This window comes from Rhizobium acidisoli (genome assembly GCF_002531755.2).
Lineage (GTDB): Bacteria > Pseudomonadota > Alphaproteobacteria > Rhizobiales > Rhizobiaceae > Rhizobium > Rhizobium acidisoli.
The window spans coordinates 679,622-691,692 of sequence record NZ_CP034998.1 but is presented as its reverse complement, the minus strand read 5'-3'; the positions used below and the strand labels follow the sequence as shown (position 1 = coordinate 691,692).

8 protein-coding genes are annotated in these 12,071 nt (G+C 60.4%); 6 read left to right on the top strand and 2 right to left on the bottom strand.

Annotated features, from left to right (window positions below):
* The first annotated feature begins 127 nt into the window (after positions 1–127).
* The gene (locus tag CO657_RS03355; RefSeq protein ID WP_003588046.1) at positions 128–817 is read left to right on the top strand and encodes an HAD family hydrolase; all 690 of its coding nucleotides are present in this window, start codon (positions 128–130) and stop codon (positions 815–817) included.
* Positions 818–1,558: 741 nt separating this feature from the next.
* Here the strand turns inward: CO657_RS03355 and CO657_RS03350 are convergent.
* Positions 1,559–2,203 carry a hypothetical protein gene (locus CO657_RS03350; protein ID WP_183697560.1) on the bottom strand — a complete coding sequence of 215 codons (645 nt, stop codon included), beginning with the start codon at positions 2,201–2,203 and terminating at the stop codon, positions 1,559–1,561.
* Positions 2,204–2,466: 263 nt separating this feature from the next.
* On the opposite strand from CO657_RS03350, the gene thrC reads away from it, so the two are divergent.
* Genes thrC through CO657_RS03330 form a run of 4 tightly spaced genes read left to right on the top strand, consistent with a single transcriptional unit; the run spans position 2,467 to position 8,746 of the window.
* Entirely contained in the window at positions 2,467–3,891 is a 1,425-nt protein-coding gene (gene thrC / locus CO657_RS03345) for a threonine synthase (protein WP_054181511.1), read from the top strand.
* Between the two features lie 3 nt (positions 3,892–3,894).
* Positions 3,895–5,193 (top strand): M16 family metallopeptidase, encoded by a 1,299-nt coding sequence (locus CO657_RS03340; protein WP_054181510.1) that lies wholly within the window; start codon positions 3,895–3,897, stop codon positions 5,191–5,193.
* 29 nt (positions 5,194–5,222) lie between these two features.
* The gene (locus CO657_RS03335) at positions 5,223–5,837 is read left to right on the top strand and encodes a GNAT family N-acetyltransferase (protein ID WP_003588059.1); all 615 of its coding nucleotides are present in this window, start codon (positions 5,223–5,225) and stop codon (positions 5,835–5,837) included.
* The gene (locus tag CO657_RS03330) at positions 5,834–8,746 is read left to right on the top strand and encodes a sensor domain-containing phosphodiesterase (RefSeq protein WP_054181509.1); all 2,913 of its coding nucleotides are present in this window, start codon (positions 5,834–5,836) and stop codon (positions 8,744–8,746) included. The genes CO657_RS03335 and CO657_RS03330 overlap by 4 nt, the downstream gene beginning before the upstream one ends.
* A gap of 268 nt (positions 8,747–9,014) precedes the next feature.
* Here CO657_RS03330 and CO657_RS03325 read toward each other — a convergent pair whose 3' ends face one another.
* Positions 9,015–9,377, bottom strand: a complete 363-nt coding sequence (locus CO657_RS03325) for a hypothetical protein (protein ID WP_245487147.1) — start codon at positions 9,375–9,377, stop codon at positions 9,015–9,017.
* Positions 9,378–10,012: 635 nt separating this feature from the next.
* Here CO657_RS03325 and CO657_RS03320 point away from each other — a divergent pair.
* Positions 10,013–11,833, top strand: coding sequence for a hypothetical protein (locus CO657_RS03320; RefSeq protein WP_054181508.1), 1,821 nt, complete (start codon positions 10,013–10,015; stop codon positions 11,831–11,833).
* Positions 11,834–12,071: the final 238 nt, after the last annotated feature.

The following is a 12,071-nucleotide window of genomic DNA, read 5'->3' as shown; positions in this document are numbered from 1 at the left end:
GCGACCACGGAGCCGGTCGCTTGCCGCATCGCAGCCATGCTTGAGATCAGGTTGAGCTTTGGGCGGGCATCGTGTAAAGCCGCTGCATCCCCGGACAAGACCCAGATTTCCAGCAAGGCGTGAACATATGAACGGCTTCGATCTCATTATCTTCGATTGCGACGGCGTGCTCGTCGATTCCGAAATCATCGCCGCAGAAGTCGAATCCGCGCTTCTGACGGAGGCCGGATATCCGATCGGCGTCGAGGAAATGGGCGAACGTTTCGCCGGCATGACATGGCGCAACATCCTGCTGCAGATCGAGCGCGAAGCGAGCATTCCGTTTTCGGCCTCGCTGCTTGAGAAGTCCGAGCAACTGCTCGACACCAGGCTGGCAAATGACGTCAAGGCCATTCCGGGCGTCGAATTCGCCGTCTCAAGGCTCTCGATGAAGCGCTGCATCTGCTCGAATTCGAGCAGCAAGCGGCTCGACATGATGCTCGGCAAGGTGGGGCTGAAGCCGCTGTTTGCCCCCAATATCTTTTCCGCCAAGGATCTCGGCCCCGACCGGGCCAAGCCGAAGCCCGACATCTTCCTGCACGGCGCAAGCCAGATGGGTGTCTCGCCCGACAAGGTGGTCGTCGTCGAGGATTCCGTGCACGGCGTGCATGCGGCGCGCGCCGCCGGCATGCGCGTCATCGGCTTCACCGGCGCCTCGCACAGCTATCCTGCCCATGCCGACAAGCTGACCGATGCCGGCGCCGAAACGGCGATCTCCCGCATGAACGACCTGCCTGGTGTCGTCGCCGCGCTTGCGGCCTGGGAAGGCGTTCTCTAGGCCTTAGGCGCTGGGCCATCGCACCCGCCCTTTTGCCAGGAACCGGGCAAATAACAGGCGGCAACTCCAATAATCCGCAGCACACTTGCGGCCCTTGCCGCACACGCTCCCCCACCCTCCGTCGTTCTCGGGCTTGACCCGAGGACCCATGGCCGCAAGCACGTCGTTCCTATTGAACTGGCAAGGCGACGCGAACAGAAATCAAGCGGGGGGCTCGTGGCGTGGATACTCGGGTCAAGCCCGAGTATGACGGAGAGTGGGGAGAGCGACCGGCAAGAGGCGAGATGTCTGGAGGAATTCCAGCAGAATGCGCGGGCGGTTTTGCGGGGGAATCGCGGATATAACTGGCGGCAACTCCAAGAATTCGCTGCACACCTGGCTATTTGGCGCACACGCTCCCCCACCCTCCGTCGTCCTCGGGCTTGACCCGAGGACCCATGGCCGCAACCACTTCGTTCCTGTGGAAGTGACAAGGCGACGGCCGGACAGAATTCAAGCGGAGTGCTTGTGGCGTGGATACTCGGGTCAAGCCCGAGGACGACGGAGAGTGGGGAGAGCGACCGGCAAGAGGCGAGATGTCTGGAGGAATTCCGGCAAATGCACGAGCGGCTTTGCGCGGTAATCGGGCGAACAGCGGTCGTCAACTACCACAAACCGCGGCGTCTGCGGCACCTGCCGCCCTCGCTCCCCCACACTCCGTCGTCCTCGGGCTTGACCCGAGGACCCATGCGGGCGGGCGGCTTAGCTGTTCTTCTTGGTCTTTGCCGCCTGGGTGTCGAAGCCGATGTTGACGCGCACCAGGGCGCCGGCGCCGACCGGCATTTTGATGCCGTCCTTGCGGAAGATCACCTGGGTGCCCGGCGCGCCTGCCGGGATCTCGGTCGGGAATTTGGTGACCTCGGAATAGAGCACGTTCTCGCCGTCGAGGATGGTGACGCGGATCGGCAGGGTTACCGGGCCGGGGGCGCCGGCCGGGCCGGTGATGAGGCGCAGTTGGGCAACCACCGTCATCGTCAGGTTCGTATCGTTCAGCGTGCACTGGCGGGTGTAGTCGCCGAAGGAAGCCTGGAAGACGATCTGCTGCGCATCGTCCTTCTTGCCCTTGGCATAGGTGCGGAAGATCGCATCCTGATCGCGCATGAAGATCTGCGGGCAAGCGCCCTGGACGACGGGGGCGACGGCGCCCTGCGCGGTCTTGGCGGTGCCGATCGAAGGATTGTTCGAGGTTGGATTGGCCGGTGCCAGCGGCATGATCTGGGCGGTGCCGTTCGGCTGTGCCGGCGCCGCCGACTTGCTGTCGCCGCCGATGCCGAGCGTATCGCAGCCGGCGAGCAGGGCAAGAATGGAAGCGGAGACGATGAGACGCGAGACCTTGCCGAGCACTATGTTCCACCCTTTGCACAAGCGTTTCTTGGAGGCCCCATGTCTTTTGCGCGGGGCCTTTCATGACGGTTTGCGATGGTCTATATCAGCGGCGCAAACAAAAATCGATTGGGTACGCGCCGTTTTGATGCACTTTTCGCCCCCGGATGCGGGCAACTTCAACAAGATAACGGCGATGGTATGGCCACACGGCAGCCCCTTGCCGGTTTCCGGCTGCGCGAGCCACGGCCAAGCCCGGCCGGATTTCCTCCAGCGATAGATCAAGGATGACCAAGGTGGACTATATCTCGACCCGCGGCAAGGCCCCTGCCCTCGGCTTTTGCGACGCCCTGCTGACGGGCCTGGCGCGCGATGGCGGGCTCTATGTTCCCCGTGAATGGCCGCAATTTTCGAAGAAAGAAATCCGCGCGCTGAGGGGCAAGACCTATCAGGAAATCGCCTTCACCATTCTTTCGCCCTTCACCAATGGCGAAATCCCCGAGGCGACCTTCCGGGCGATGATCGACGAGGCCTACGGCACCTTCCGCCATCCGGCGATCGCGCCGCTCGTCCAGACCGGACCGAACAGTTTTGTCATGGAGCTGTTCCACGGCACGACGCTCGCCTTCAAGGATGTGGCGATGCAGCTGCTCGCACGGCTGATGGATTATGCGCTTGAGAAGCGCGGCGAACGGGCGACGATCGTCGGCGCCACGTCGGGCGATACCGGCGGGGCGGCGATCGACGCCTTTGCCGGGCGCGAGCGCACCGACATCTTCATCCTCTTCCCGCATGGCAAGGTCTCGCCGGTGCAGCAGCGGCAGATGACGACCTCAAAAGCTGGCAATGTGCACGCGCTTGCCGTCGAGGGCAATTTCGACGATTGCCAGAACCTGGTGAAGGCGATGTTCAACGACGCGGCGTTCCGCGACAAGGTCGGCCTCTCCGGCGTCAACTCGATCAACTGGGCCCGCATCATGGCCCAGATCGTCTATTATTTCACGACGGCCGTGGCGCTTGGCGGGCCGGACCGGAAGATCTCGTTCACGGTGCCGACGGGCAATTTCGGCGACATCTTCGCCGGCTACTGCGCCAAGCGCATGGGCCTGCCGATCGACCGGCTGGTGATTGCCACCAACGAAAACGACATTCTGGCGCGGACGCTGAAGACCGGCCGCTACGACATGAAGGCGGTCAAGGCGACGACGTCGCCATCGATGGATATCCAGATCTCGTCGAATTTCGAACGGCTGCTGTTCGAAGCCTATGGGCGCGACGCCTCGAAGGTGCGCGCTGCCATGGAAAGCCTCAAACAATCCAACGGCTTCGAGATCGGCCCGCAAGCGCTGAAGGCGATCCGCCGCGACTTCCGGGCCGGCCGCGCCAGCGAGAAACAAGTGGCCGAGACGATCCGCACGACCCATGCCGAGACCGGCTATCTGCTTGATCCGCATTCGGCGATCGGCGTCTTCGTCGCCAGCAAGAAGGAAAAGCCGAATACGCCGATGGTGACGCTTTCGACCGCGCATCCGGCGAAATTCCCCGCCGCCGTAAAATCGGCCTGCGGTATTGACCCGGCGCTTCCGACGTGGCTTGCTGATCTGATGCACAGGGAGGAGCGCTTCCAGATCATCGAACCGGAGCTGAAAGCCGTAGAGACCTTTATCGGCAAACACGCCCGCGGCAAGACGACGGCAGGCGCAGAAAGATAGCCAATGACAGTTGAGTGCACCCGGCTGAAATCCGGGCTGACAGTAGTGACAGAAACCATGCCGCACCTTGAAAGCGTTGCGCTCGGAGTCTGGATCAAATCGGGATCGCGTAACGAGACGGCAGACGAGCACGGCATCGCCCACCTGCTCGAACACATGGCCTTCAAGGGAACGGGACGCCGCAGCGCCCGCCAGATCGCCGAGGAGATCGAGGATGTGGGCGGCGAGGTCAATGCCGCCACATCGACCGAAACGACTTCCTACTACGCCCGCGTGCTGAAAGACCACGTGCCGCTCGCCGTCGATATCCTCGCCGACATCCTGACGGAATCGGCCTTCGAGGAGGAGGAGCTGGAGCGTGAGAAGCAGGTGATCCTGCAGGAGATCAACGCCGCCAACGACACGCCCGACGACGTGGTGTTCGACCGGTTCTCCGAAGTCGCCTATCGCGACCAGACGCTCGGCCGGGCCATCCTCGGCACGCCGGAGACCGTCGTCTCCTTCACCCCGCAGCAGATCCGCGGCTATCTCGGCCGCAACTACACGACCGACCGCATGTTCGTCGTCGCCACCGGCGCTGTCGAGCATGACGAATTCCTGCGCATGGTCGAGGATCGCTTCGCCAGCCTGCCGAGCGAGCCTTCGGCGCCGCCGGTCATGGAAGCGGCGCGTTATATCGGCGGCAGCGTGCGCGAACCGCGCGACCTGATGGACGCGCAGATCCTGCTCGGTTTCGAGGGCAAACCCTATCACGCCCGCGATTTTTACTGTTCGCAGATCCTCGCCAATATCCTCGGCGGCGGCATGTCCTCCAGGCTGTTCCAGGAGGTGCGCGAGTTCCGCGGTCTCTGTTATTCCGTCTATGCCTTCCACTGGGGCTTTTCCGACACCGGCATCTTCGGCATTCATGCCGCGACCGGCGGCGAGAACCTGCCGGAGCTGGTGCCCGTCATCATCGACGAGCTGCACAAATCAGCCGATCAGATCCACCAGAAGGAAATCGAGCGCGCCCGCGCCCAGATCCGCGCCCAGCTGCTGATGGGCCAGGAAAGCCCGGCGTCGCGCGCCGGCCAGATCGCCAGGCAGATGATGCTTTACGGCCGGCCGATCTCCAATCCGGAGATGATGGAGCGGCTGGAGGGCATCACCATCGAGCGGCTGACGGATCTCGCCGGCCGGCTGTTCTACGACACGGTGCCGACGCTTTCGGCAATCGGTCCGCTGGAACAGCTCGCGCCGATGGAAGACATCACCGCTTCGCTTTCGGTCCCGGCACCGAAGACGATGCAGGCCGGCCGCTGAGCCGGCGTTCGTCCTGCCGGGAGTGATCGATGCCAAAATCGGTGTTTCGGTTTCTGTCGCGGCAGCCGGATGCGGTCGAGCTGGAAAACGACAGATATCTCTTGCGCCTGCCGCGCTACCAGGATTTCAACCAGTGGCACCGGCTGCGCGCCGAAAGCCGCAAGTTCCTGGAGCCCTGGGAGCCGACCTGGCGGCGCGACGAGCTGACCGAGGGCGCCTACCGCGCCCGCGTCATCCGCGGCAAGCAGGAATATGCCTCGGGCCAGGCCATTCCGCTGTTCATTTTCCTCAAGGAAAACCACACTCTCGTCGGCGGCATCACCATCGGCTATATCAGGCGGGGTGCGGCGCAAAGCTGCATGATCGGCTACTGGATGGGCGAGCGCCATGCCGGCCAGGGGCATATGTTCGCCGCACTGCAAATGGTTATTCCTTATATCTTCACCGGGCTTGAGTTGCACCGTATCGAAGCAGCCTGTATTCCAGATAACGCGCGCAGCATCCGCCTGCTTGAAAAGGCCGGGTTTCAGCAGGAAGGTTATCTGCGCGGATACTTGAAGATCAACGGTCAGTGGCATGACCATGTGATGTTTTCACGTCTCGCCACCGATACGGATAAAGGCAGGAAAACCGACAGCCGATGACCAGAGACCGCATGCTGCCCAAGTCACCGTCCGGACGAGTGATCGCGGTGATCGCAGCCCTTTTCCTGGCGGCCTTCGCCCTTGCGGCGGGCGCTGCCCAGGCGGCCGAACCGGTGAAGATTTCCCGTGACGATACCGCGCTCGATCTGACCGCGACGACCGAAATCTACGTCAATCAAGGCGAGGCCTTCCAGGTGTCGACGGCTGCCGGCGCCGACGGTATCCGCCGCCGCATCGAGGTCAGGGCAAGCTCGGAAAATCACCAGGGCGACTGGGCGGTGTTTGCGCTTGCCAATGTGTCGGAAGAGCAGCTGGAGCGCGTCATCGTCGCGCCGCATTTCCGCCTGGTCAATTCCAAGCTGTTCTGGCCGGATCTCGGCTCGCAGCGCATCAGCGCCATCACGCCCAGCGAGGGTTTTGCGCTCGATCGGCAGCCGAGCGACGAGGCCGATGTCTTCCGCATCACGCTGAACCCAGGCGCTGTCATCACCTTCGTCGCCGAGCTGTCGACGCCGGAGCTGCCGCAGATCTATCTCTGGGAACCGAACGCTTACAAGGACACGATCAACGCCTTCACGCTCTATCGCGGCATCGTGCTCGGCATTGCCGGCCTGCTCGCGGTATTCCTGACCATCCTCTTCGTCGTCAAGGGCACCTCGATGCTGCCGGCAACGGCGGCACTCGCCTGGGCGGTGCTCGGCTATATCTGCGTCGATTTCGGTTTTCTCGGCAAACTGATCAGCGTCGCCTCGGCCGACCAGCGAATATGGCGCGCCTGCGCTGAGGTGGCGCTCGCCTCGAGTTTCGTCATCTTCCTCTTTACCTATCTCAACCTCAACCGCTGGCATGCGCATCTCGGTTACGCCACGCTTGCCTGGGTGCTCGGCCTTGCCCTGCTCTTCGGCGTGGCGATCTACGATCCGTCGATTGCCGCCGGCATCGCCAGGCTTTCCTTCGCGCTGACGGCGGCGACCGGGCTTTTGCTGATCGTCTATCTCGGCTTCAACCGCTACGACCGCGCCATCCTTTTGGTGCCGGCCTGGGCGCTGACGCTCGTCTGGCTGTTCGGCGCGTGGATGACCGTCACCGGCCGGCTCGACAACGACATCATCCAGCCGGCGCTCGGCGGCGGGTTGGTGCTGATCGTGCTTCTGATCGGCTTCACCGTCATGCAGCACGCCTTTGCCGGCGGCGCCTTCCAGCAGGGGCTGTTTTCCGATCTCGAGCGGCAATCACTGGCGCTGACCGGCTCCGGCGACATGGTGTGGGATTGGGACGTGGCGCGCGACCGCGTCGTCACCATTCCCGACGTCTCGGCCAAGCTCGGTCTATCGCCGGGCACCATGCATGGGGCGGCGCGCAACTGGCTGCCGCGGCTGCACCCGGATGATCGCGACCGCTTCCGCGCCACGCTCGACGTGCTGCTCGAACACCGGCGCGGCCGGCTGAACCACGAGTTCCGCATTCGCGCCGAGGACGGGCATTTCCACTGGCTGCTGATCCGCGCCCGGCCGGTGCTCGGCTCGAACGGCGAAATCATCCGCTGCGTCGGCACGATCGTCGACGTGACCGAGCAGAAGAATTCCATCGAGCGGCTGCTGCACGATGCGCTGCACGACAATCTCACCGGACTGCCGAACCGGCAGGTGTTCCTCGACCGGCTGCAGGCGGTGCTGGCGCTGGCGCCGGGCGGCGACACGCTCAAGCCGACCGTGATGGTGATCGACATCGACCGCTACAAGCTGGTCAATGATGCGCTCGGGGTTGCGGCCGGCGACAATATCCTCATCGCGCTGACCCGGCGCCTGCGCCGGCTGTTGAAACCGCAGGACACGCTGGCGCGGCTGGCCGGCGACCAGTTCGGCCTCATCCTGGTGTCCGAGCACAATCCGGCCAAGGTCGCCGATTTCGCCGATGCGATCAGCAAGGCGATCATGGTGCCGATCAACTTCGCCAACCGCGAGATCATCCTGACGGCTTCGATCGGGCTGACCTCGTGGGTGGACCGGCAGGAGAGCGCCACCGGCCTGCTCAGCGACGCCGAGCTTGCGATGTACCGGGCAAAACGGGCCGGCGGCAACCGCGTCGAGCCGTTCCAGCCGGCCTTCCGCGATTTCGGCACCGACCGGCTGCAGCTCGAAACCGATCTGCGCCGCGCCATCGAGCGGAGGGAATTGTCGATGGTCTACCAGCCGATCGCCCGGCTTGAAGATGTCGAGGTCGCCGGCTTCGAGGCGCTGATGCGCTGGGAACATCCCAAGCGCGGCAATATCCCGCCATCCGAATTCATCCCGATCGCCGAATCCTCCGATCTCATCGGCCCGCTCGGCATGTTCGCGCTGGAACAGGCAACCAACGATCTGATGAGCTGGCAGAACCAGACCGGCGAACTGCCGATCTTCGTGTCGATCAATCTGTCGAGCGTGCAGCTGCTCAACAACGAGCTTTATGACGATGTGCGCTCGGTTCTTGCCAAGACGCATTGCCAGCCCTCGCGCCTCAAGCTCGAACTGACCGAGTCCATGGTGATGGAGAATCCGGAACAGGCCCGTCTCGTACTGCAGAAGCTGAAGGAAGCCGGCATCGGCCTGGCGCTCGACGACTTCGGCACCGGCTATTCGTCGCTTGCCTATCTCACCCGCTTCCCCTTCGACATGATCAAGCTCGACAAGGCCCTGGTGCGCGACGGCAGCGACAAGAAGGCGACCGTACTCAGATCGGTGATCGCAATGGCGCGCGAACTGGAGATGAAGGTGGTGGCCGAGGGGATCGAATCCAACGAGGATGCGATCGAACTCGCCAAAATGGGCTGCAGCTACGGACAGAGCTATCTGTTCGGCCCGCCGATCGCTTCGGAATCAGTGCTGCGGCTGCTGCGGGAGCGGTTTCCGCTGACCAAGCGGGCGTGAGCGGCGCCGCCGGCTTCAGCGGTTGCTGGCCTCGGCGGCAAATGCCACCTTGGCTAATTGACAAAGTGTCGGCCCGAAGGGAGCGCCCACCATCGCTCAAAAGCCTTAGCTGCGCCAATAGTCGAAGACGAACGGTCAACGGCTTTGGATGAAGCGGAGATGCACGCCAAGCATTATGGAGGCAATTCACAGATACCGGCTTGCCGTACGCGCGGTATCCTGCGGATGAGATAGAGCCTCCAATTCCGCACCCTGGATGTCACTGCCTCTAGTTGCAGAGGTTTACGCCATCCTTGACGATCACTGCCCATTTCGGACCGAGTACTCCGCGAGCGGACACTGCTTGATTGCTGCCCGGCTCGCCGTCCTTGAACATCACCACGCCAATAGACTGGTCGTGTGAGCCGCCATAGATGATCGGGCCAGGCGTATAGGTCGTCGTCGCATTGACCGTGCCATAGCCACCGTAGGAGTTTATGGTGCCGTAGGTGTTGTAATGTCCTGGCATCTGAGTTGCCGTCACGTTGCTTGCTGCCGCCGCAGACGTGATGATGTAACTATCATAGCCCGCCTTGATGGTCTCGACTGCAGCCTGCTTCTGCGCAGCCTTCGCTGCCCCACGCTGCCGCACATCGGCTCTGCGCTGGTCTGAATTATCATTTGGTTCTTGGACACGCGCATAGTGCTCGACTGAACGCAGGAACTCAACAGCACGGCGAAAGCCGCGACCGCAACAGTTGTTCTAAACATAAACATTCCCCAACCTCAACGCGTGCACAATGCCCGGATACATCAACAAGTCAACGGGGCAGCCCGGCTAGCTGTCCACACTTCCGGGCGTTGACATCTGAAAATATTCGAAAAATTGTGGACGATGAGAGAGCGTCCACCATCCGCTTAAAACGTTGAATTACTTCAACCCGGCTGGCGGCGAGGGAGACGCGATGTCTCCCTTTTTTACGTCCTATGATTTGCACGGTCTGGCGAGGCATGCAACAGGCATGAGTGGTCGCGAGACACGGATGGCAGTATCTCAATACAAAGGAGCGTCTACGATCATTTCGAAGCTTTGGATTTCAGCCTTTAGGGATGGAGAGAGGATACGCGCTGTGTCCTCTTGCATGTATCCACATTGCGTAGGCCAGGAGATCATGCAACATAAACGGGTGTGAGGCTCACGGACTCCGGCGTGTGAAGCATATGCCTGGTGACAATCAATAGTGCCTGATTTCGAATATTGGCAGAGAGCCAAATAAAGGCTTATGGATGACGTTCAATTTAGGGATCTTAGTCGTTTGGTACCAGCGAATTGAGCAACGGCTAAGCCTTAATCTACAATGGTGGGTATGGGTGCCCCTGTCCTTCTCTTTGGGACTGATTTTCTCAACCGGCCCCTTAGTGCAGCGTTATCTCCTCGCATTGGCGACCAGTGATAAAACCTCGATCTATGGATCCTCTTTCCAACGTGAGGTGGTGACACTACCCAATCTCGATGACTGGTTTGAGACTGCTATCGCGTGGCCGCATCCTTTTATCGGGCTAGTTGTGGTCGTACTAGCAGTGAGATCATCTTCAATTAAGCAGTTGTTCTTGCGGCTATCACTGTTCGGCTTTGTAACGCTGATGCTGTTCGATCTTGGGTACGGCCTCTGGAACGGTGCGCTCTCTGTTGCCAGCGCATTTGAAAATCTCGTTGCCAATTTCACAGGTGCTATCGGAGTCGCGGCTATTGCCATTCTGCTGGTTGAGCTTGCAGACTACGGATTTAGATCATTCGAGTGGGCTACGTGGCCACGACGAGCTGTTGCGGGCTTTCTGGTAATGCTTGGCGGGACGATTGCTCTGTGCGTCATTTTCTACGTTACAGATTTCTTTTACCGACCCCGTCCAGCTACCATTGATCTATTGGCCGAGTCACCCTCCAGTGGCTTCATAATCGCCAAAGCCGTACCCAAAAGCGGACGCAAGCTAGATACTCAGAACCGGGCCGCAACGCCTGCTTTCTCTATGTTGTCTCAGGTGGAAGAGAGTTCAAGCTTAAATTGGCGAGCGCCAAAAAATGGAAAAATCGAGTGGTCAACGAATGAGGACTTTACGGCGTACAGTATTGAGGTGTCGTTGTTCGCCGGTTGCGGGCCGACCGATGGAGTTCGGAAGCTTCCCCCTAGCGAATCTCCATTAAAGATATCAGATATTCGTGCATTCTCTCTTTCGCACGCTTGGGGGGCGTGGGACACAACGGTAACCGTTAGTGAGGGCCATGGCTCGGCCGGACTGAAGGGTACGGATGCCTCTTTCTACAGCCTCGATCCCAGTACAGATGGAAAGAGTATAGAGCTTCAGCAGATAGTGGCGGACCACTCCCAGGCAACTTATTCGGGAGGATCTGATTCGATAGAATTGTTCATGATTACCCTGCCTAGCAAGCCTGAAGAAGCGATGGAATCAGCGCCAAGTCTGAACTTCAGCGTTGACGGTAAAGAGTATGTAATTGGCCTTTCCGGTTCTGAGGGAGTCTTAGGTATTTCCTCCGAAAAGATTGCCTGTCGGGCTGTCCCAACCCGTCAAGCATTTCAATCCAAGGTTCTCGACCTGGGGAATTCAATGTTGCTTGGGGTGAAGGTTGTGGTTTCGCCGAAACGCAAGTCTGATGGTGTGCCGAATAATGTGGTCACTCTCAATGGCGATAGTGGCTGGCTGCGGGTAAAAGGTATCGATCCCAAAACCTTGAATACTGGTGGTGCACGCATCGATATGATCTCGGTTTCAGGGAATTTGAAATCCGCAGCCATCAATGGCAGCGATCAGACACTCAAGACGGGTGACACTGTCACTGCAATCGGAGATTCCCTTAATGGCTCATTTGTATCGGGCCTATTGAAGGTTTCCGGAGAAGCGGATTTGCTTTGGGTGAATAACGACCGTGCAAATCAGACAAAGTGGGAAAGCCTGCCGATAGAAAACAAGTTGCTTGCGCTTGCGTTTCTGGGGTCGGTCTTTGTTTGGATTGCTCGCCGGGTGTCTGCGTTGGTTTCGAAGGGCGAGAGCCTTGCATGGTTGGAAGATGGTGCCGGACTGAGCCCGTAGAGTGCATTGAACCCGACATCAGATAAGGCCGAGCATCTACTGGAAGGTGCCAAGCATCTGTATTGATGCATACGCCGATTCCCAATCACGGAACAGAAGATTTGGATCGAACCCCAACCGCATCTGGGTAGGGACCGATCAAAGTGGTACAGCCTTTGGTTACTATCGCTTCTACCGCGCTATAGGTTGGAAGTTAAGCTTTCCTCCCTCCATCTTTGCCTGCCTCGTATCAAACCCA

What these genes read in the sequence shown, in the direction of transcription:
- CO657_RS03355 (WP_003588046.1), top strand. Translation starts at nt 128, where the DNA reads ATGAACGGCTTCGATCTCATTATCTTCGATTGCGACGGCGTGCTCGTC.
- thrC (WP_054181511.1), top strand. Translation starts at nt 2,467, where the DNA reads ATGACCAAGGTGGACTATATCTCGACCCGCGGCAAGGCCCCTGCCCTC.
- CO657_RS03340 (WP_054181510.1), top strand. Translation starts at nt 3,895, where the DNA reads ATGACAGTTGAGTGCACCCGGCTGAAATCCGGGCTGACAGTAGTGACA.
- CO657_RS03335 (WP_003588059.1), top strand. Translation starts at nt 5,223, where the DNA reads ATGCCAAAATCGGTGTTTCGGTTTCTGTCGCGGCAGCCGGATGCGGTC.
- CO657_RS03330 (WP_054181509.1), top strand. Translation starts at nt 5,834, where the DNA reads ATGACCAGAGACCGCATGCTGCCCAAGTCACCGTCCGGACGAGTGATC.
- CO657_RS03320 (WP_054181508.1), top strand. Translation starts at nt 10,013, where the DNA reads ATGACGTTCAATTTAGGGATCTTAGTCGTTTGGTACCAGCGAATTGAG.